Annotated in this window: 11 protein-coding genes; 5 read left to right on the forward strand and 6 right to left on the reverse strand. The window is 38.8% G+C overall.

The window, feature by feature from the left end:
- On the forward strand, positions 1–1,811 hold a 1,811-nt coding region (locus tag MXE38_RS09095; RefSeq protein ID WP_246914107.1), incomplete at its 5' end, for an FtsK/SpoIIIE domain-containing protein.
- 422 nt (positions 1,812–2,233) lie between these two features.
- Here MXE38_RS09095 and MXE38_RS09100 read toward each other — a convergent pair.
- Entirely contained in the window at positions 2,234–3,823 is a 1,590-nt protein-coding gene (locus tag MXE38_RS09100) for a methyl-accepting chemotaxis protein (protein ID WP_246914108.1), read from the reverse strand.
- Between the two features lie 1,443 nt (positions 3,824–5,266).
- On the opposite strand from MXE38_RS09100, the gene MXE38_RS09105 reads away from it, so the two are divergent.
- The 3 genes from MXE38_RS09105 to MXE38_RS09115 all read left to right on the forward strand — a co-directional run bounded on the left by MXE38_RS09105 (position 5,267) and on the right by MXE38_RS09115 (position 7,684).
- A complete protein-coding gene (locus MXE38_RS09105) occupies positions 5,267–5,575 on the forward strand; it encodes a metalloregulator ArsR/SmtB family transcription factor (protein ID WP_246914109.1) in 309 nt (102 codons plus the stop codon).
- Positions 5,576–5,784: 209 nt separating this feature from the next.
- Positions 5,785–6,819: a suppressor of fused domain protein gene (locus MXE38_RS09110; RefSeq protein ID WP_246914110.1), complete on the forward strand. Its 1,035-nt coding sequence runs from the start codon at positions 5,785–5,787 to the stop codon at positions 6,817–6,819.
- Between the two features lie 16 nt (positions 6,820–6,835).
- The gene (locus tag MXE38_RS09115; protein ID WP_246914111.1) at positions 6,836–7,684 is read left to right on the forward strand and encodes a hypothetical protein; all 849 of its coding nucleotides are present in this window, start codon (positions 6,836–6,838) and stop codon (positions 7,682–7,684) included.
- A 142-nt stretch (positions 7,685–7,826) separates the two neighbouring features.
- Here MXE38_RS09115 and MXE38_RS09120 read toward each other — a convergent pair whose 3' ends face one another.
- The 5 genes from MXE38_RS09120 to MXE38_RS09140 all read right to left on the reverse strand — a co-directional run bounded on the left by MXE38_RS09120 (position 7,827) and on the right by MXE38_RS09140 (position 18,662).
- Positions 7,827–9,389, reverse strand: a complete 1,563-nt coding sequence (locus MXE38_RS09120) for a hypothetical protein (protein ID WP_246914113.1) — start codon at positions 9,387–9,389, stop codon at positions 7,827–7,829.
- A gap of 511 nt (positions 9,390–9,900) precedes the next feature.
- Complete coding sequence (locus MXE38_RS09125) at positions 9,901–11,319, reverse strand: hypothetical protein (RefSeq protein WP_246914114.1); 1,419 nt, start codon at positions 11,317–11,319, stop codon at positions 9,901–9,903.
- A 974-nt stretch (positions 11,320–12,293) separates the two neighbouring features.
- Complete coding sequence (locus tag MXE38_RS09130; RefSeq protein ID WP_246914115.1) at positions 12,294–13,472, reverse strand: hypothetical protein; 1,179 nt, start codon at positions 13,470–13,472, stop codon at positions 12,294–12,296.
- A 94-nt stretch (positions 13,473–13,566) separates the two neighbouring features.
- Complete coding sequence (locus MXE38_RS09135) at positions 13,567–15,879, reverse strand: suppressor of fused domain protein (RefSeq protein ID WP_246914116.1); 2,313 nt, start codon at positions 15,877–15,879, stop codon at positions 13,567–13,569.
- A 749-nt stretch (positions 15,880–16,628) separates the two neighbouring features.
- Positions 16,629–18,662, reverse strand: a complete 2,034-nt coding sequence (locus MXE38_RS09140; protein ID WP_246914117.1) for a DUF4253 domain-containing protein — start codon at positions 18,660–18,662, stop codon at positions 16,629–16,631.
- A 393-nt stretch (positions 18,663–19,055) separates the two neighbouring features.
- On the opposite strand from MXE38_RS09140, the gene MXE38_RS09145 reads away from it, so the two are divergent.
- Complete coding sequence (locus tag MXE38_RS09145) at positions 19,056–21,905, forward strand: hypothetical protein (protein WP_246914118.1); 2,850 nt, start codon at positions 19,056–19,058, stop codon at positions 21,903–21,905.
- Positions 21,906–22,513: the final 608 nt, after the last annotated feature.

Genomic DNA, 22,513 nt, shown 5'->3' on the forward strand with positions numbered 1-22,513 from the left:
GTCAAGGTAATGGTAGTGGCAATAATGAGACTGAGACTGAGGCTAAAGCTCCAGCCTTGCCTGTAGCACCAGAAAATGGTGGACTAACTACTGGCTCTGAGGAAACTAAGGTGCCATCAGTGCCACAGGAAAATCAAACTGCCAGTCAAGGTAATGGTAGTGGCAATAATGAGACTGAGACTGAGGCTAAAGCTCCAGCCTTGCCTGTAGCACCAGAAAATGGTGGACTAACTACTGGCTCTGAGGAAACTAAGGTGCCATCAGTGCCACAAGAACAACATACCACCAATCAGGGTAATGCAAATGGCAATGCTGCTAACCAAACTGAGGCTAAAGTACATGTAGCACCAGAAAATGGTGGCATGATTACTAGTGCTGAGCAAGAGGGCAAGCAGAGTGCAGAATCATCTGTTAAAGCTGAGAATAATGGCTCCGCACAGTTAGCCACTCCAGCTGTAAAGTTGCCTCCAAAATTTGAAATTCATAGTCCAAAACAGGATGATAAGCAACAGCAGAGTGCTTCTAGCAATAATGAGCCGCTTAAGATACATGAGTTCTGGGCTGAGCATCCAAAGGTATGGAAGCTTATCGAAAGTTCAAGTCAAATTTTTGATGACAAAGAACAACTACGCCTAATTGAGTTTGAGAACAATGAGAAAGCTTTAATTCAAGCCCTTAAAGACAAAGGCATTGATCCAGTGCTCACTAAGAAAAAGCTAACTTGTAATGGAGCAATTTTTAGTTTCGATGGCACTGGTAATTTTGATCTTTCTAAGATTAAAGAAAGCGACAAGCAATACTTTTTGACTAAGTATAAGGTTGATATAGTAGAGCTGCGTCCTAAGCCAGGTGAAATTGATGTTTATGTAAAATTTAAGCATCGTGCCTTTGTTTCTTATTTATCACTGCTAAAAGGTCATGATTTTAATTTCGATTTCTATGAGTTCAATGGGGAAACTTATCGCGGCTTTAACTCCAAGTTTATTTTAGGTCTGGGTGAAGAGACAGGCGCTACAGTCTATTTAGACTTGCGTAAAGATTCTCCTCATACACTAATAGGAGGTAGTACTGGTTCTGGAAAGTCAGTTTGTCTTAACACTCTTTTGTTAGATATGGTGTTAACCAATCTGCATAACGAGCTAGAGATAATCTTGGTTGATCCTAAAGGTGGAGCTGAGTTCTTCTTCTTTAAAAACTTGCCTCACTTAAAAAAATACGGATTAATTACTAATCAAAAAGAAGCTTTGGAAAAGATGGAGCTTTTAGTTGATATTATGGAGGAGCGCTACCAAGAATTTACCTCTCTAATGGCTTTTATCCAAAGCCAAGGGCATCAACTTAAGTCCATTATCAATACTATTGACGCTTACAACAAGATTTGTTGTCAATATCAAAGAGGGCGTTTGCCTCACATTTTCTTTGTTATGGATGAGTTTGCCGATTGGTTTGGTGATGATTCCTTTAGAAAACGTGCTAGCGAATATGTTAATCGCCTTGCCTCTAAGGCTCGTGCTGCTGGCATTCACTTAATTTTGGCAACTCAACGTCCAGATGCCAAAATTATGGAAGGTAGCATCAAGGGGCAATTGGACAATCGTATTTGCTTAAAAACAACGGATTCAATAAATTCAAAAATCATATTGGGCGATAATGAATTTGATGCTTCAAAACTATCAGGTAATGGCCATATGATTTGTAAGTTGTCAACAACCTCCACAGCTCAAGGCGGCTATATTGATGGGGGTAAATTAAGCGATATGATTCAACGTATTATTGAAGATTATGAGGATAGACTTAAGGTTTCCAACTAGTCTGCTTGTTAGTACAACTTTCTATAGTTAACTAAAACCCGCTGACAAAAGCCACAAAGGCTCTAGTAAGGCGGGTTTTTTATTGCTCACGAACACTAAATTTATTACTTAATCCAGGACTTATTGCATTTAAAGCAGGTCTGGAGGAGCTATTGGGATTTATGACACCTGTACATGATGAATACTAGTGCGGGCGCATTAAGAGTTCTTATGACAACGGCACGCTAAGGATAGGGCGCATGATTGGCTATAAGGGCAGAGGCATGCTGAGGATAGCGAGCATGATTTGCTCGAAGGGGATAGGGGTGATGATGGGCGGGCGCATTAAAAAAGCTCTAAGGGCTAGGCGCTTAGAGCTTTAGGATAATTATAAGCTAAAGGCTAAGCTTGGAGGTATAGGCTTTAGCTTTAGGTTGAGTATTCTATTTGGTTTCCTCTGCGATCTTGAAGTAGGAAATACTATCAAGTAAGGAGTGGAGGGCAACCACAGTCTTGTCGATAATTTCTTGAGTGTTCTGAGTTTCAGTATTAGCGTCTTGAGCTAAGTTAGAAATATCATGGATATTGGTAGAGATTTCGTTAGTGGCAGCTGATTGCTCCTCGGCAGCAGAGGCAATTTGAGCAATTTGCATATTAACGTGATCCACGTGCTCAATCATATCACGCATGGTGCTTTCAACCTCAGCAGTATCTTGAGAGGTTGCTTCCATAGTTTGTACTGAGTGGTTAATGGATTCAGCAGCATTGGCTGCATCTTTTTGAATGTCAGCCACCATGTCAGCAATTTCCTTGGTAGACTCAGAGGTACGGCTTGCCAGCGCACGCACTTCATCAGCTACCACGGCAAAGCCACGGCCTGCCTCACCAGCACGAGCGGCCTCAATGGCTGCATTTAAGGCTAAGAGGTTAGTTTGAGCAGCAATTTCTTCAATAGTATTAACAATGGAGTTAATGTCTAAAGAGCGCTTTGCTACCTTCTCAACAGCAACGGAGTTGGAGTGAATCTCATGGCTCTGCTTGCGAATAGCTTCAATGGTTTGCTGAATACGGCCTACACCATTATCAATAATTTCCTTGGTGGTAATAGACTTTGAGGAGGCTTCTTCGCAGTTCTTAGCAATATCCATAGTAGTGGATAGCATTTGCTCGGACGCTGCTGATACAGTAATTGACTTGCCCTCGCATTCGCCAACTTTTTCAGCAATATTGCGGGACATTCTAATTACTTCACTTAAGGTCTTATTGGTTAAATTGGAGTTTTCAATTACATCCTTTAAGGCCTTGTTCATATTATCTCGTAAAATACGGATCTTATCGATGATATTGCCAAAGTCGTCTTGGTAATAGGCAGCAATGCGATAATTGAAGTTGCCCTTACACATTTGGTCAATAAAGTTTCCTTGGCGGGTAATGCACTTAGAAATGTAAGAAACGATAAGCCAAGATAAAATCACACCAAAGATAATAGAGGCTACAGCTACTGCAATTGAAAGGTAAGCCATGCGCATATCGGCAGCTTCAGTAGCCATGCTGACAATGAGCTTGTCTTGTTGAGAGATGGCGTATTCAGAGGTTTTAATCAGCTCGATTACTTTAGGACGGAGTACAGTTAAATAGTGTTTTAAGCCTTTATCTTTGTCTTCTTTGATCAGCTTGACGCTTTCTTGATAAGGGCCCATTAATACTTTGGCATCATCCTTAAGCTTAGCAATAGTACGCATGTACTCAGGGTCGGATTGCAAGTCACCAATACGCTGAGGATTCATAATATCGGCTGTAGAAATCACGCCACGAACAATGTTTTCTGTTTCAGTTCTAAACTGGCTATAGTCAGATGGGGCTCCTGTAGATTGAGATAAGTAGGCTAAGGTGGTGTTATCCATTACTCGCAAGCTATCCTGGAAATTATTAACACGCACCGCAGAGCGTCCCAAGATAAGTGATACATGTTGAGCGGCACTTACACTGTTGTAAATAGCAGTGTAGGATACAGCGGCAACAATTATTGTCATTGTAATAAGAGTAGCAGAAAGGATAAAAAGCTTTAGCTTACTGCTTAAATTATAAAAACAATCGAACATTTGTACTCAACCTCAGTAAGGCCTATACCTATTAGTATTACTTAACTAGCAGAACTAGATAGCAATGCTAATGAAGCTTAATAAGCAGTGATGGATAGGTCTTAGCGACAACCCTCGTTAAATAGACAAAAAGCAACGAGAAAAAATAAAGATTAATAATTACAAGACTAGTAGGATCCAAAAGAAGAGAACTTACATGATGTCTTGCATTCCTAGTACCTATGGATATGCCACAAGAAACAGGTACTTATGTTCTTGCTCAAGAAATTAGAAAAGTCAGAGACAAACGGCAGAATCTCTAAAGTCTAAAAGAGCAAGCGCCATATAGAGACTGTCGTAAAGTATCCATAAGTATCGTTTTGCTTAGACTATTGTGCTTTGTTATTTAAGTGAACAATAAAACGCAAATTAAGGCAGCTCTATAATGGCGTTAAGAGTAGAATGCTTGATTTAGTCAAGGATTTACTGCTCGATATTATACGACCAGAATAGTGCAACAAAACGCATTTTTGTAAAAAATCAAAACTATAATAGATAAATTCTTAAGGTAAGATTCTTTACATGGCCTATTAAACAAAAGCAAGGTATCACGTCACAAAATTAATACGAGTTATTAGCCAATATTGAAATTTGTGAGATTGATTAAATAGAAGCTAAACAGTGCTAATAGATACTAACCAACGTTCTCAAAGATAGCACAATAGTAAGATGATAGTAGCCAATAAATGGCTTATTGGTCATTATTATCATCACAAGAAAAGTTAATCATTCCCTAAAGTAAAGAAAGCTTAGCTATCTATTAGAACAAGGCGATATAAAAGCTAGATTAAGAAAAAAGACCCGATAAGTTAACTCAAAAATTTTTGAGTTAACGAGGTAAAGATGCTGCGACTAGTTTAGTTAAGTTTAAAAAATATTCCTTATGCTTGGGCAAGGCCAATTTGCAAGTCAAGCTCGAGAGAAAATACCTAACAAAGCTTAAACGCAAGCCATTTTAGTAAGGAGTAGGGGCTCTGAAATAAAGAATTTTAGGGATCTTTTACTATAGTTTGCTTTGTACAAAGATTGACCCAAAATGCAAGATCTATTATTCATGCATCAAAATGTGAAAGAGTGGCATAAATATGGCGTTTTATTAGTTATAACGCAGTCTTATCTTTAGTTATTACTATGATAAGAGCTAATTTGTCAAAAAAACTTAAGATAAAAATGTGAGTTAGAACCAAATATTAATATGAGTTAGATCACAAATTTAAATAATTTAATTGGGAGTAAATATATAAATTAGTCTCAAATATTGTTGAACCTGCGATATAATAAAAACCATCGTTTTGCCTATGTTTAAATTGCTTATATGCTTATTTGAGGTTTACTGTGAACGAATTAGAACGCAAAGCTCATGTATTTAAGGCCTTGAGTGATCCTAATCGACTTAAGATTTTAAAAATCTTGAAAAAGGGTGAAATCTGTGGCTGTGAACTCTTAAAGGAGTTAAATATTAGCCAACCAACTCTTTCTCATCACATGCGCATTTTATGTGAGGCTAACATTACTAAAGGTCGTCGTGAAGGTAAGTGGGTCTTCTACACTTTCAACATTGACGGCATTAAGTTATGTCGCAAGTCTTTAGAGTACTTTACTACCGTTGACGATGATTTAATTGCTGACCAGCACTTAATGTAGCTTTTGTCATCAGTCTTTATTTAATGTCTTCTTTAGGTACAACTAAGTTTATTTAGTTGACTTTTAGCTGAAAGTTATCTGTTCATTTCGGCATAAATCCTTGTGCTTCTCTTTTCTTTATAAGCTATCACAATATAGATCTACCCTCCTAACTCATAGTTTTGCTATATACTATTGGTCTAACTTTTCTAACTGGATTAAAGATTTCTATGGCCAAATTAGCATCTAATCATGATTGTAAGCAGCAAACTAATGTCAGTGAGCAAGAAATGTTAGCTCAGGGTGAGCTATTGGGCAAAGCTATGCAAGGCATGCTAAAAGATGCTTTTGCAGAGGCAGTAGTTAATGCAGCCCTAGGTGATGGTAAAGAGGCTGATATTAACCAAAATATACACAGCAAATTACAGGCACTGCTAACAGGGCAAGCAAGTAAAGAGCAAACAGCTGCCAAAGAAGAGGCACAAGTGTCTAAGTCTGAGCAAGTGCTAGAGCAAGCACTTGATCCTGCGACTGCTCAGGAGCAGGAGCAGGCACAAGCTCAGGAGCAAGATAAGAGCGCTCAAATTGCAGAAATTAAAAAGCACTTGCCAAATTTGGAGCTCTATACTCAAGTTCAGCTAAAAGCGGTGAAAGAGCATATTGAACAGTGCTTTGGCCCTATCTATTTACAAGTGGAAGACAGTCAAACTGATCACATTAAATGTGATATCGATATTATTAAGCCTAGCGAAAACCAAGAGGGCGCTTGTCAGTATTTAGTTACTAAAGGTATGGGCGCTCATAAAATGCCTGTTCCTGACGAGTTTAAAGCCCTTAACTTAGATAGAGCTGAGTTGTATTTAGCTTTAGCTAGTGATTGGAATCTTGAGTCCGAAGAAGAGCAAGAGAACTGGCCTATCACTTTATTAAGTGTGCTCTCACGTCTGCCTTTTGTGTACGATTCATGGATGGCTCAGGGTCATATTATTTCTTTCCCTCAGGATGAAGACTATGCTCCAGGAACTAATTACGCAGGTGCTATTTTATTAAATCCTGCCCAAGATAGCTCTTATGGTTTAGAGTTAGACAACCTAGGACACATCAATTTTTACCAAGTAGTGCTGCTCTATCAAGAGGAAATTGACTACGCTGAGCAATACAGTGCTCGCACCTTAATGAAACTTATGGATAAGAGTGCCTATGTATGTAGCAAAGATAGAGCACTAACCAAGCTTAGAAAGCCAAAGCATAAGGTAGCCTTGTAAGATAAGGGGTATAGTGATGGATCTTGATGAAATGATGGGTATGGATCTCTTTTGGGGAGGTAATTACACCATTATCGATGGCCCTTTAAAGCGCACTTATGATAGTGTGATCGAGGACAGTTATACTTATAATTTTCAAGAGCGCCTTGTAAGTAAAGAGGCTAACAATATTGATGGCAACTTGCCCGAATATATTGTGGGCATGGTAAAAAGATCAATAAGCTATGTAGGTACTTACCAGGAGTGGTTTAGCTTTGATGGTTTATTTAATGGACCAGATATTCGTTTACTAACGGCTTTAGTTCAAAGACATGTACTAGCCCATGCCTTGCAAGAGTACTACATAATTGAGGCCATTCGCGACTACAATCATCAAGAATCTTTAGACCATCAAGCTTGGAACAATCCTGGCTACAATTGTGAATATGCCTTTGGAGTTCCTCGCCATACCTTATGCTATGTAGATCCTGTCCGTTATGCAACTATTTATAAGCATGAATGGATGAAGGACTATACTCCAATTTACTATCAAGATAAGGAACTCTTTGAGTTAAGTTTAAAGGTCTCTTCTTTAGAAAGATTGGCCTATAGTTATGACTCAAACAGCAGCTCCAAGATGTTAGTTGATTATTATTTGTTTAATCAACATAGCTTTAGATTAACTGTCAAAGAGATTGAGGAAATCATAAGTAAGCACATGATTCTTTGCGATAACGAGCAAAGGAAAATGTCTATTATGATGTCCAATATCAAGCGCCATCGTAAGTCCAAAGTTACCCATGTCTTACGATACAATAAAGGTGAGATAACTTATAGCACTATTCCAAAAGTGCCATCCAAAATGCTCAAAGCTATAAATATCTAAAAGCCCCCCATCTAAGACATAGTATTGATATCTCTAGATGAGGGCTTAAAGCTTTGGTTTTTTGTGTAAATGCCCTTGTTAGAGCCAGTGCTAGTGCCAGAGCCTGTATAGGCCCTGGCACCTGCGCTGGCGCTAGGGCGTTTTAGGCTTTGTTTTCAACGCTTAGGCTTACAGGTGGCACAATGGAGCGGAAGGTGCCAAAGTAAACTGGAATGTCGAAAATTGCAAATAGTGGTAGTACACGCTCTAATAAGGCCTTAAGGTCAAAGGCAATAAAATCGACATAATAGTATTGTGAGCCAGTAGCTTGACCTACTAATAGAGCATCGTCGCTCCCCAACTCGTCACAAATAGTCTCTTGTAGCTTACTTAAGAACTCATCAAACTTAATAGGGGAATTGAGTGCAAAAATCTTTTGGCCCTCAAAAGCAAAATAGCCAGCTACAGCGCCATTTTCATGCAATTCGTCAGTAAGACGATAATCATTGCCCTTAAACTCATTGATAAGCTGGAAACAACGGCTATAGCCTTTTACTACATCAGAGCGATCTGGCACAATGGTGCATTTTACGCTGTCGTGTGGCTCTAACTTATCATTAGCAACGGATGGCTTATTAGGCTCGTAATCACGATAGCTTGAGTCTAAGAGCTCTTTAGTTGGGCCGTCTAGTTTAACCTGTAACTTAGTTAGCTCATCATACAGACAAGATAAAGGTACTGGGCCTAAGATGCTGTCATCAGGAGCTTTGAGTTCATAAATCACATCAAAGGTAATTCTTTGGCTTAAAGCACCAATTTCACCTAAAGCACTATTGGCTAAATCAAGGTGCATTTTATAAGCGGCATAAAAATCATCTTTTAAGAGATTTTTCAGCTGTGGACAGTGTAAGAATACATGATAGTCATCATTGCGTTTGTTAACAAAACACTTAACGCTATCGTGATTTAATTTGGTTTTACCAAAATTCAAGCTAAAAGAGCTATCACGAGGTAAGCCTAATCTTAATTTAATTAATTGGGTAAGCTCTTTAGGGGCATGCTCAATAAAGTAGTTAATAGCTAAAGCACGAGCAATATTACCCATAGGCTCAAAGGTAATAGTAGGATCCCATACTTGAGCGCCTGGCTCTTGAGTGCAGCTTAAATTAAAAGAGACACGGGCAAAAGCAATGTTTAAGAGCTCCATTACCTTTTTGTGGAGTTCTTTGCTGATGACATTAGGGCTTTGGTATTGCTCAGTGATTTCTTTAAGCAAGCTTGGAACTTGCTCTAGTAACTGCTTATAGCACTCTTGAGAGCGCTCGGTAAAGTTATGAGCAAAATTTGGAATTTGCAAAATATCAATACAGCTTTGCAGATATTGGGCTGAGGTAGCACCATATTCCTCGTCTTGTTTGGCTTTGCTTAAAAAGCGCATGGCAGCCTCAGGCTGTCTTAAATAGTAATAGCAAATACCTACATGGTAATTCCAAATAGGGGATTCATATAAGGTAACGCCATGGCGTAAGAAGATCTCTAAGGCTTGTTCAATCTTAGAGCGATCTTTACCTTCGGAGAGCATGAAATAGTAAGAAGCCAACATACAGTCGTCTTCAACAGAGCGCTTAGCAGGATCTTTGTTTTCAATCACGGCCATAGCTTGTACAAACTCAGCATTAAATTCCTGCTCTTGCCCTTCATTAAGACTTTGGTTCTCGTTACTCATTCAATTCTCCTAAAAAAAATTATAAATAACACCCTAAACTCGAAATAATGCCCGAATTACGAGTTTTTAGAATACTTACAGGCCAATATAATAGCACTCAGACAGTAATATTTTAGCTTGAGAGCTCTAAATAGGTAAGCCCCTAACCACAATGGTAATTGCTCTGCTGGCAAGAAGGCTAGAGGGCAAGCTTTGTTGCTTGCCTGCTCTATGGATAGCTCGCTATCTTTGGTGCTTGGGTGCCTTAGCTTTTAAGATGGGCCATGGGGCAAGCTAATTTGCTGGTGCACTAATTTAATTCTATTAAGAGAGCATAGCTTTTATATGGCTTGGGCCCGTTTAAGAGTGTGTCAGAGCGGGCCTGAGAGGGCCTGGTCTGGCCAGGATAGGCCAACTATAGCCTGTCCCTGGCAGTACATGGTAAGGCATGGCACCTGCCAGGGGGCAGGTATGGCCTTACAAGGTTGTGCTGGGGCTTAGATTGCTAAACCTTGATTAATCAAGCTCTTGGTTAAGAGTGCTTCTTTCTATAGCTTGTTAGAGGGCGCTGGAACTTAACGTCCATCAAGTCCTCAGGGGTTAATGGCTTATCTTTACTAAAAACTTTAGCCATAAGATAGCGCTTATTAGTGCGAGCACTACGTTTTACTGAGGTTATGACAACGCAATTTAAGGATTTAATATGGAAACGGCGATTAGCAATGTCTCCTTTATGGTCAAAAGAAGCACGGGCTAAGGTGTTTAATACATTAACCATATCGGTTGCTTGTAAGTCACATTCAGGAATGAAGATATCAAGCAAGTTAAAACGATTCATGCCCTCAGTACCTGCACAGAGCTTTTCGTGGTTATGCAAAAGCATAATTTTGTTGCCCAAAATATTAAAAGTTGGGAACCAGGAAAAATAGTCAATGGAGGCATCTAAGCTTTGCAGGGCTGTTTCTTTGTATAAATTAGCCTTATAAACAAAATTATTGGTCACTACTGCTTGAGCATTAAACAAATTACAGCAGGCCGTAACAGCTTTAACTAAAAAGCGGGTAGCTTCGATTAAAGTTCCTTTTCTGCTAGTACAGCTAATTTGCAAAGTCTTATGGGTTTTGGAGGCAAAATCTTTTAGATTAGGCTCTAATAAAGACCCTTTATATTTGCGTGCATATTCTTTAATAAACTTAGCAGACTGGTTAATGTTGATTGATAAAGTTAAATCATTATCCACTTGAAAGTTAAAGTGTTTATTTTGCTTCTTATAAGTTCCCTCAGGAGGTAAGCGAGCTTGCAAGCGGCGTGGCTTAATATTGTAGTTATCAGGTCTAAGACGCTCTGACCATAATTCCTCAAAGCAATCAATAAAGTCCTCAACTGAAAACGAAGCTGTTTTTAAAAGTACATGACTAAAGCTAAACTTAGCCATTACCAGTTTAGAGAGATCTTCGTAAATAGGAGCAGGTAAAATCTTAGGATAGTCGAGAATGTGGCTAGCAAAAGCATAGTCAGGACTAGGGCTATTAGTCTCAATATCCAAGCTTAATGAGGGCTCAAAATGATAGTTGGTAATTAATTGACGATTATCAGGGCCTTCAATCTCTAATTTTTGGGTAGCATGGTAATACATGAGAGCATGCTGTTTAATCTCTTTGAGATTACAGGTTAAAACTCTAATTAAAGGCTGTACCAACTCTAAGTCATAGTTATATTGAGCATTACAGATCTTGGCTTTTTCCATGGGATCAAAAGAGCGATAGCCGCCGACCACGCCTAATAATTCAGGAAGGTACTCTCGCAAATTAACTCTAAATACATAATAGAGTCGATTGTAGAAAAAGAAGCCATTAATAAAGTCTACTGATAGAGGCCTTTGGTCATAATTAAATTGCGCAATATGATCAGCTAATTCAAGACTGGCTTTTCTCATATGTTCAATGATCATTCAAGCCTCCAGTGAAAGTATCAATCAAAAAAACATGCGTAATCATACTCTAATAATATTTGAGATCAATTAGGAATGACTACTTTGATGCGCAAAAGTAAAGCAAAGGTGTAAACCAAATTTTAACTTCTTAAAGATATTATCATAATTGTCAATAAGATTTGCTCTATATTAGTGCCATGTTGCTTAACATTAACTAAGCTATTAGCAAAATTAACAGCCTTATCATTCTACTAAGGTTAACTTAGCTAATCCTTTAATGAACTCTAAGGCATTTCATTTTATAGCAATAAACAAGCTCCATCTTATAGTACTTACCAAGTAGATTAAGCCAAGGTTAGGCGCTTTGCCATCATTCATGGGCAGAAAGTAAGTCTGCAAGCAAGCATGCATGCATGCCTGCTTGCCTGTATGCGTGCTGGTAAGTTAGTGCCTTTTTTCCTAAACACACCCATGCATAGGCTTTTATAAGCTTTTATTAAGGCATCAAGGCTTCACAGCATAAAGGTACTAAAGCTTTATGAGTGTGCTGTGTTGTACTATTAAAGCTAGGGTAGGGCCTTAAGTAACCATGGCTGGTTGTTAAAGGCTAGGGGATAGGGCGCTATGCGTCATTGGGGCTAATAAGTGATTGATGGTGATGGTGCTGTAATTTTTTTGGGGCTGTTGAAAGATAAATGGCAAATTCTATGGCGCAAGATGGGAGGAGACTAAGTCAAGGCGGCTCTAGTAGGCCAAGTTATTAGCGCTTTTGAGCCTCAAAAAAGAGGTCATGCCCACCGCATTGCCTTTAGGCAGTGGATGATAGTGATGGCTGCTATGTTAGTGGTGGCATTGGCGTGGCAAGGCCACTGGGCTTGCTCGGAGGTTGCTCGGGGCTTGCTCAGTGGCGGTTTGAGAGTGGGGAGGGCTAAGTTGTGTAAATGCCTGATCCTGATATAGCAGTGACGGCTTGCTGCTAAGCTTGAAAAAAGCTATTTTTTGGCGCTTAGACGGCAGGTCTTGGAGCCATCTTCTGGGGAAATGATAATTTGAGTGTCAAACACTAAATCGTCATTAAGCTTAACTTCATTACCTGGGAGTAAGTGGGCGTTATTGCTTAATAAGAATTGGGCAACATTATAGAAGACCTGAGTAATAACAGAGGCTTCCTCTAAAGATACTTCATCTGAGACCAACTCTAAGCGACCAAGCTCACTTAAACCGCTGGTGTTTACCACAACCTTATCGTCCTTTGGGGTAAGTAACATCCAAATTAAGTTCATTACAGGAACGGCCTTAGCATTATCTTTCATAACCAAAGCTTGGTTAAGATAGGCTTGTGGCTCATAAATGTAATAGTTGTAAAGCACACTTACAGAGCTTTCATGGCTGGCTAAAATAGCTGCTGCCCATTTAACAAATTCACGGGCCTTATCAAGCATGTCGCAATTACTATCAATGGTAATATTAAACATGTGAGTGCTATTTTTACTCTTAGAAAAAGCCTCTGGCCAGCTTTGGTTAAACATGGCTGAGGTCTGGAGCAATTCATCATTAATAATACGTGGTGAGCAGCTTAAATAGACATCAAAGTTGTGATAGTGAACCTTAATGCTATTGGCATCCTGGCTTAAAGCAAAGCCCTCAATGCTGTTAAAGTCTATATTCCACAATTGCATAAAAGCAGATAGGACATTGTTAACATTAAGCTCACCACTAGTTGATAGTATGCTGCCATGGATAGAGCGAATAGACATTAACTCAGCTAAGGATTCTGCGTCGCTTTCATTAAGCTGACTATCAATAGTTTCAATCTCTTGCTCAACATTGTCTAAAGAATATTGACTATCAAAAATAGTATGCTCGCTACTTAAAGGGTGATTTTGTACAAAAGTTTTAATCACTGTAGCGGCAACCTGAGGGTTGAAGCTACCTAAATTCTCTAAAATCATACCCTGACCATTAGGATCAAGGCTATAGTAATTACCAATAATTACCATTTGTGAGGATGGGCCATTATGATAGTCCAAATCAAAAACATAGAACAAACGTTGGTCACATTTGAGGGCCTGCTTTAGTGACAAGTTCTTCATCATTAAAGTAGGTGCAAGCTTGCTTTTTAAATGATTGGCAAGTTCATTGGCCGCTTTATTAAAATGGGTATTAAGCACTGTTCCATCCTTACACTATAAAATAGGTTGCTGTGTTGCTAAGAGGCTATTAGGCTACTTGGTACCTTTTCTTACCTGTAGCCGTGAGTTTCTATTATAAGTTTACTTCTTCTATGAAGGCATCAAAATCACTATTACGAGGAGTGATCACAGGTAAAAAGAAGCTATTTTTACCCTTTAATAATTTGCACAGCTCAGGCAAAGTTTTAGTTAAAGAGCGTGCTACATCTTCTTTAGGTAGGTAGTCACCTAACAATAAAATGTCGTAGGCCAACATTTGAGCCATAAGGTCACTAAGCGGAGCACAGGTAATAAACTCAATACCGCTAAGCGAAATAACAGCAGGTATGGCACGATAGTGGAGCCAAAAATGCTTAGCTAACTCAACCATCTCAAGAGGTACCAAACTATCATCGCTAGGATATAAGAATGATAAATAAGGTAAGATCATGGTTGGATCGTCTACAGGAATGTTGGCTACTAATACAGGCTTAGTATAGGAGGTGTTTTCGTCCCAATAGCTGTATAAATTGATATTATCAGCCTTATCTAATGCTCCTAAACAGATGTGGGCTCGCTCATAAGCATTATAAGAGCATAAGAGCCCCAAACCGTCTTTAGCTTTTAGTTGACGCTTGTGATTGTCGCGCTTTTTACTAATAAGCTCATTTTCCTTAACAAACTTATCTTTGAGCTGTTGATAGTCATTTAAAACTTGTCGGCTAATATCGCCACTTTCAAACATTTGCTCTAAACGCTTGGCAGTCAAGTAAGAGCCATCCATAATATCTGGAGTGCTCATACAGTTATAACGTACCGCTTTAACTTTGTTTTGCTCAAAGACAAATTGACTGTTGATACCAAATTGCTTTACATACTTTCTTTCAATGTTATGAGGAGCTAAATCCTCAGCATCAAGAGAGCGATCATTATTAATCTTCTTTAAAGTAGTAAGATTAGGATTAAGATTGTCGATAATGTTATTGGCAATCTCTAAGAAGCATGGCTGTACTTCAATTACTACAGGGATAAAGCCATGTACAGCTCCTGACCTATAGTTATAATTGAGGCGTGATTTAATTGGGCAATCATTTTGTAGCTTAGGGAAAAACTGAGTCTCGCAATCTAAAAAGCGCTGTAGCGCAATATAAGTTTGCTCGTCTATGTAGCTTACTTGGCTATGTTGCTCAGCAAAATCAGCCATACGTTGCTCCATTACGCTCTTCATGTCGCAGTAGTATTGAGGAGTAAAAGGAATATGCAAGTAAGCCTCAGTATCAAACTCTTTACAATAGTATTTCTCAACTCCAAAATAGCGTAGAGCATAAGAATCAATATCGGCTGTATAGCGAGGAGCAATTTCCATATCGCGATTTAAATAGTGGTTTAAAAAGGCAATACCACTTTCATTAAAAAAGCGACGATCGATAGTGCCAACAAGCTCTTTGTGCAATAACTCTCTAATGTCATAGACGTTTTCATTACGGGTTAGGCGATCTGATATTTCACTAAAAGTTTCTATAAAATCAGCAGAGAGCATGTTCTTTTCAATCATAAAGTGGAATAAGACAGCAATATGATTTAAAGCATTGATAGGCTCAACCTTGAGATTTTTATCGTCAATGGTGTACTGGTGCCAACGGTAATCTTCACAAGTCATGGCCCAATATTCAGCCTCAGTATCTGAGCCATTATTACGGCCATTGCTTACCAAAGGCTCAATAAAGCGCATTCTGGAAACAAATTTGTTTAAATACTCATTAGCAATAGGGGCATCAAGGGTGGCATTTGCATCAATACCTGCTATCTCCAATAAGACACGATACTCCTGACGGTAAAGAGGCATGACCAAATAAAAGCCAACATCAAAATCTTCGCCTAAAATTATTCCCTGAGATTTAGGCTCATAAATTTTATTAAGACCACAAATTAGTGCATGAGATAACTTGGTATGAGGCGCAAAAGGCTCATTATTGGTATAGCACACGCCCCAATCTAAGAAGGTTCCTTTTTCAAAAGGTAAATGAGCTATTTCCTTCATTAAGCGAATAGGCCAATAATGGTTTTCATTGGCACTAGGGATCTTAAAGCTTGGTTCAAGCATCATGACCAATTCGCAGCGATCTAATTGATTAGAGAGTGCCTCGTAATCATCTAAATCATAATTACTAGGCAGAGGCATTTTATAGGCACCCAGACCAATAGTGACTAGAGTATAGAAGTTGCGCTTACGACTAGCGCTTGGCTCAATAACAGCAATATCCAACTGGATATCTTTATTAACAGGCTGTTTAAGTAAAAAACTAATAGGGCCAAAGTACTGCTCAATGTGTGCTTCAAGCTTGGCTCTTTGTTCTGGTGTATATTGATATAATACGCCATTATTACCCTGTAGTTCCTTAGCCATAACTTGTCCTCGTATTGATTAAAACTTACATCAGCACTGTTAAAAAAAGCTCTCTTTTTAGAGCTCAATCTCAGCTCATGCCTAAGCAGTATCCAAAAGGTGCCCTGATACTCTTATCCTATTAGGCCAAACAAATTGCGCCTATTAGCTTTTGAGGGCAGTAGGGGCAGTGTTGAATACAATCTCTAAGCCACGATTCAACCACAAAAACTGCTTATCATGATTGTAGCACATACTAGTATAATAATTGGGCTTAATCTTTGTTAGCCTCCTTAAGAAAATTTACTCCCAACAACCCATCAGAGCCCAAAGACCAGTATCATTAAACCACCTTAGCAAAAACTCAAGGAAGCAAGCCCATCCACGCTACACTTTTTCTAGCAACTTACAGCTAATATCAGCATGCTATAGCAGCCCTTCTGATTAGAGTTAATCTCATCTGCTAATAAGACTAAGGGCAACCACAAAAGTACTCTTGCCCTAACACCGCTAAGGCCATGGCTCTTGCATAAACACTCGCAAGGGCCAGTGACTTACGCAAGGCATGCCCAGAGCGTACGCAGGGCGTACGCTGGTCGTACACAGGGCGTATACGGGGCTTGCGCTAAGCTCCTTAGCGTAAGCTGGGCCTCTGTAGGATGGTTAAAAGTGCGATAGAGGGGCGCTTGCGAGGCTGCGTAGGCATTATGAAAAAAGCCCTTAAATTAGATTTAAGGGCCTTGGAAAATTAGTCAGTTAAAATTTTGTTTTTAGAAAGAAAAGGCACTGTCTTGCTCTTGCTCTTCGCTATTGGAGCCACAGTCGCCATCTTCATTAATTTCAAACTTACAAGTCCAAACTTGGTTTTCCATTAAGTATGCGGCAAGGTCTGATAAAGTTGGATCGCTAACTTCGCACATATCAAGGGCATATGGGGTAAAGGCGTAAAGGTCTTTTGCTGCCTCCATAGCCTCTTGCTCACTTAAGACACGGTCAACATTAAACTCAATGGTATCAACCGATACTACTGCTACATAAGCCTCATAGCGTTGTTCAAAGTAAGCTAGTACCGCCATCATTTCAGGCAAGGTCATGCCACAATTGCTAGGCACAAATGGTAAGTAAGCCAGTATCTTGTAATAGCTATCTACAGGGAGATTAGTAAACAAGGTAGCCTTGGTAATTTCTTCCTCTTCATTATTCTTTGGGTTAACAGCAGTAGCACCACGCCAGTAAGTATCAAACTCAAAAGCCTTATGACTAAAGGTCTCAGGAGTGTGGGCTCTCTTTTGTTTTGCACTTTCAAAATCGCCCATTAGCTCATCAAGAGAACCGCCATTGTTTTGTAAGTCCTCTAAATTGCTCTCCATGAGGCGAGCTAAGATTTCAGGAGCTTGGTCTAAACAAGAATCTGCCTCTGCTAGGGCTTGTCTTACAGAGTTCATAGCCTCATTAGGGTCATAGTCAAAGCTATCCATGCGGCAGCTATTTGGACATAAATAATTGATAAGACCCTTAATGTAGTTGTAATCAAGCTCCATAATGATAGGGGCACTATGCTCATCATTCTTTTCGTAAGCATAAGAGTAAACAGAGGCTAAATGGATATCATCATTAGTAGGGGCAAAATAAACACAATCAGTATTTAGTAAGTTCTTAGCTACTTCATAAAGCTCTGCATCTTCGCTGTTGTCGTACTCTACTTGCTCTAAGAAGGCATCATAAACTTCATCAATACGCAATGCTAGCTCTTCGTAGTTTGAGTCGTTGTACTCAAGGGATAGACAGCTATACTCTTGTGAATCAGTTTTTTGGCTTACAAAGTTTAAGATGTCCTCAATATAATTGGCGCATACTCCTTCTTCAACATCATAGTAGGAGTTAACAAAGTCTAAGCCTTCTTGGGTAAAGAGTTGCTCTTTGTCTAAATTCTTAAGATTATCCTGTAAATATGCTCGTATATCGCCTTGCAATGAAGCTTGATACTCAGAGCTAATCAAGATATTTTCAAAAGCCCAGCGTAAAAAGAAAGCAGCTCTATTATAGGCATTGATAGGATCAATACCATTTTTTTCAGCCAACGCAACCAAGTCATCAACATTATCAAAAGATAGTGAATTATCAGCTCTGTGCTCAGCAACGCCGTGCTGAGCAGCGCTTTGTGGGGCGGCGCTTTGCAGGGTAGAAGCTTGCTGCTCTACAGACATATCATTAGTTTGCTCGTCATTTTCCTGGTCAACTAGCAATAAGAATGATACTTGGCCATTGTTTAAAGCTACGCTCGAGGCAAAGTTTTGATAAGCATCATAGTGATCTGGAGTGGTTACCAAGAAAGACTGAGCGCAATCAGGAATATTGATACCAAGGCTGTTAAGGTTTAAAACTCCAGTATTGAGATTTAGGCCATTATTAACAATTTGCTGGGCTAGGGCAGCGCAAAGCTCTTGAGCCCAATAATCACGATTGTCACCAAAGCCAATTTCCCATGGCTCTCCTGAGTCTAAAACTAATTCCACTCGAGAAAGGTTAGCTTGAGGGTCGTTATAATCACTCATAGCCATTAAATAGGCACCTAAGCCCTTAGTGACTAAGAGATAGGATGGGTTATGGTCGTTTGGGCTAATGAAACAAAGATCTACTTTAATTAAATCACCACAAATATCGTGAACTCTGGTATCAATAGGGCCAAAGTTTTGCTCAATAAATTGCTCAACTGCGGCATCTTGTTGAGGCTGATATTGATAGCGATATTGCAAAGCATTGCTCTGGCTGTTCTTTTTGCCAAATAAGTCAAAGAGACCCATTGTTTCCTAACTCCTTTAAATAAATACTAGAGCACATCATACCTAAATCTTAACTTAGCATCAGGGATGGGCTCACAAAAAGGCAAAAAAATTCTTAACTATAGCTTGCCATGTTTTGCTTAGCTAAAACATAGGTCAAACCATTGGCTATTAAGATAAACTTGCTTATTTTTTTCGTTAGATGATTGGTAATATCAAGGATTGAGTGTTATCTCAATTGAGGTTGTGGGCAAATTTTTGATTTATAAGGGCTTTGTTAAGAGACAAGCTATCTTAGATTGATAGAAATCACATTTTGGTTTAAATATTTTTTGGCAATTTTACCAAGCAAGCTTATTATTAGTCAGATTAATACCTTTATCTGGGCAATTTTCTGTTCTCATTGGAGGGGCAATGGACATTTTAGAGCAATGCCAAACATGGCGTAAGCAAAACAAGCGAAAGCTGATTATTAATTTGATTGAATCTTTGCCTGAGGAGCAGCGCACTGCTTTGCTAGACAGTGAGTTAGCCATAGCCTACAGCGAACAGATTCAAGTTAATCCTATCAGAGCTCAAGATATTCTTGATCTTAAAAAGGCTGTTGCTTTGCTAAAGAAGCACGAAGCTGAGCTTGGGGAGACCTTTAATTGGAACTTCCGTCTAGGCTATGCATACTTCTATCTTGAGCAGCATGATTTGAGCATTAAATATATGCAAAATGCCTTGTTGCTTAATACTGACGATCCTGATGATGACTGTATCAAAGATGATGTTGAGTATTTCATTAATTGTTCAGAACAAGGCATTAATGTGCCAATTATTACTTGCTCTTTTTTAGATCGTGTCAGACTTACTTGGGATGAATTTAAACAACGTCGTAGCCACATTGAGGACTTAATTAATACTAATGAGCATGATTTGGCCATTGCTTTACTTGAAGAGTGCTTTCATGTGCTCTTTGAGGACATTCATTTTGAGCTTGGTATTAAAGATAAGGTCTATGAGATCATTTTCCCAACCGAATGTGATCTTGCTACTACCTTGCAGTTAAAAACTTTTATTGCTCATGTCCCTAGTAAGTTAAAAAAACACTGGTCATTTATTATTGGCAGACCATATGATGCTAACTTAATTATTGACAATGGAGCTGCAAAGTTAACCAGTCAAGATTTCATGGTTTATAGCTGTGATATTGGCAACAACCGCTATGACCTTAAGATTATTGCTCCTAAACTTAAACAGTTGACAAGCACTGACGAACAGGCTCAAAAACTGGCTTTCTACTTTATTGCTTCTACTTTAGGTGAGGTTAACTATCTAAATCACATTGCTGGTTTAGAGCTATTAAACAAGGAAGCAAATATTAAGGATTTAAGTGACTATGATCAAGGCTGCACTCTCGATAACTTTATCTTAAAGCTCAAAGAGCAGGGCTTAAAGCTTAATAATGACGTTAAATTACTACCAGACTCTTGCCTTAAGGAGTATCAACACGCTACTCCATATGGCAATGAGATGTGCTCCCGCTTTGATATTGACCATGGCATGAGTAGTCTTTTAGGCTTGCACGTTGAATTTTTAAGAGAGGAAAGCTCTTTGTACAATAGCTTCTATCATAATGGAGCTATTCCTGTGTTTATTTGCTTTGAGCTGACTAACCCTTCTAAGTCTTCCTCTTTGCATATTACTGATAGCCAACTTGAAAAAATGGTAGCTACTATCCGTAATAAGACCGCAGCTGTTGCATCCATTGTAGGTTATGCCTCAGGTTTAAATTACGGCTATATTGATTGCATTGCCTGGGACGTGCAAAAGTTTCTAGCTTGTATTGATTATTACTTCAATCAGAATGACAAGATTAAAAGTGCTGCTTGTCAAGCTTTTAACCAAAGTGATAGCTATGTCCGACTAAAGCCTCATGAATCAGACTCTGCTGAGAATGGTATAGCTGGTTTTGCAAGTTGGGATGCATTAAAAGAGTTGATTGAAAATGAAGAGTATGAGCAAGTCTATCAAACTCTGGTAAAAGCACCTGTTGCAAAAAATAATTTTGAAAGCGACCTAAAGCTTATCAAGGTATGTATCTTTATCTTAGAGCATTTGTATGAAGAGGCTAATAGTGAAGATCATAATGATCCTGAGCTGGAGCTGTTTGTCAACAAATTTATCAAATATTGCGAAGAGCTGCTAGGCTACTACAAGCAATCTGAATCTAACAATCCTCAATGGCTCCTTTTTTATGCCATTCTGTCTAACAACAAAGGAGAGATGAAGGAAGCTTTTAATGCTTTAAAAAAGATTATTGCCTTAGACCCTGATAATGAAGCTGCACAGGCTCTTATCCAAGCCTATAAGCTCGATCGCTGCATTGAGCGTACGCAAGAACAGGTTCAGGGTTTTAGTGATCAGGAAATGGAACACTATCATCATTTTAGCGCTATTGTTATGCTAAAAAAGCCTATTGAGGACTTTGAAAAGTTCAATAAGCTTTTCAAGCAACAGCTGCCAGATTACTACCAAAATTTTGCTATTTTACTAGGTACAGATGATTGTAAGACCTTCTTTAATCAAGACCTTTGCTATTTGACTATCAATTACGATCATTTTACTTTTCCTATTGGACCTGATTACTTTGAAGGCGAGTATGAAAAGTACCAAATTATGTGTAAGCAACAGACCGCTATACTTATTGAGTGCTCTGTCGCCAACGATAATAGTCTTGCCGAGACTGCAATATTTTTTAACAAGTATCTTGAGTCTCTGTTTAAGCTTGACGAGGTTTTAGGTGTCTTCATTAATGATGACCTAAAAACCAAAGTGGATTTTCATATTCCAGCCCATCTTTCTTTGCAAGACCAGTATTTTACCGCTGCGGATAATATACTAGGTATCGTATGTTATATAGATGAGCATGATAATAGACACTATATATGCTCATCAGGTTTTACTTCTTTTGGCTTTCATGAAGTAGAAATCTGTCTAGAGGACTATCCTGGCTATGATGAAGAAACAGTATGTGCCTTATTAAATACCACCATGTTTCTACAACTAAGCAATAAGCTTGAATTAAAACTAGGTAAGGTCATACCATTTGTTGAAGACTATACTATTAAGGCTACCCCAAGGGCAACATTTATGGGCTTTGACGCTTGGTACATTACTATTCAGAAGAGTGAAAAAAGTGCTAAGAAACGCCCTGCAAAGAGCTCTACCAAGCGCTCTAGCAAGAGCTCTAAAAAACGCCCTACACAAAACTCTTAGCAGCGCACTAAGCTTATTTAGATAAAAGTCTTTATTCTTACCAAGCAGCCTCATGGATAAAAACATGGGGCTGTTTTCTTATTGATTGTTTACCCCATGTATCTGAAATAGGGGAATTATTCAAACAATCACCTGAAACCAGCAGTTCTTACTGTATAGCTAATAGTATTTTGAGTTTTTGTTGCAGCCAAGCGCAAAGAAAACCCATGAACAAGCAGAACAAAACCAATTATCTCTCCTTTGCCTTAGAGAGCATTGCTCACCTAATCTAAACACTATTTCAATATTAATAATCCAGTAGCTTTAGGATAATCACTAAGTAGAAATTAGGATGACATTGATATTTCATGATATCCGTCCTATTAATAATAGGTTGTATTGGCTATGATTTATATTGCCAATAATCTTTTACAGCCCAAAGGTATTAATGGGCAACGAATAGCTTAAGCCTTGGAGCCTAGGATTGGATGCTAATACCAACTATAGTAAACGACAAAAATAATTAGGTATTAAAACATTTGAAAGAACATAAACTTTTGAACTTATCATTTGGAGCTTTGTACTTATCAAAGTAACCAAATAACTTATTCTCAAGAGAGGCTAAAGAT

The sequence above is a fragment of the Anaerobiospirillum sp. NML120448 genome (genome assembly GCF_023050945.1).
Taxonomy (GTDB): Bacteria; Pseudomonadota; Gammaproteobacteria; order Enterobacterales; family Succinivibrionaceae; genus Anaerobiospirillum.

Excerpts from the sequence above, each read along its gene's own strand:
- MXE38_RS09100 (WP_246914108.1), bottom strand. The coding sequence starts at position 3,823 with ATGACAATAATTGTTGCCGCTGTATCCTACACTGCTATTTACAACAGT.
- MXE38_RS09110 (WP_246914110.1), top strand. The coding sequence starts at position 5,785 with ATGGCCAAATTAGCATCTAATCATGATTGTAAGCAGCAAACTAATGTC.
- MXE38_RS09115 (WP_246914111.1), top strand. The coding sequence starts at position 6,836 with ATGGATCTTGATGAAATGATGGGTATGGATCTCTTTTGGGGAGGTAAT.
- MXE38_RS09120 (WP_246914113.1), bottom strand. The coding sequence starts at position 9,389 with ATGAGTAACGAGAACCAAAGTCTTAATGAAGGGCAAGAGCAGGAATTT.
- MXE38_RS09125 (WP_246914114.1), bottom strand. The coding sequence starts at position 11,319 with ATGATCATTGAACATATGAGAAAAGCCAGTCTTGAATTAGCTGATCAT.
- MXE38_RS09135 (WP_246914116.1), bottom strand. The coding sequence starts at position 15,879 with ATGGCTAAGGAACTACAGGGTAATAATGGCGTATTATATCAATATACA.
- MXE38_RS09140 (WP_246914117.1), bottom strand. The coding sequence starts at position 18,662 with ATGGGTCTCTTTGACTTATTTGGCAAAAAGAACAGCCAGAGCAATGCT.
- MXE38_RS09145 (WP_246914118.1), top strand. The coding sequence starts at position 19,056 with ATGGACATTTTAGAGCAATGCCAAACATGGCGTAAGCAAAACAAGCGA.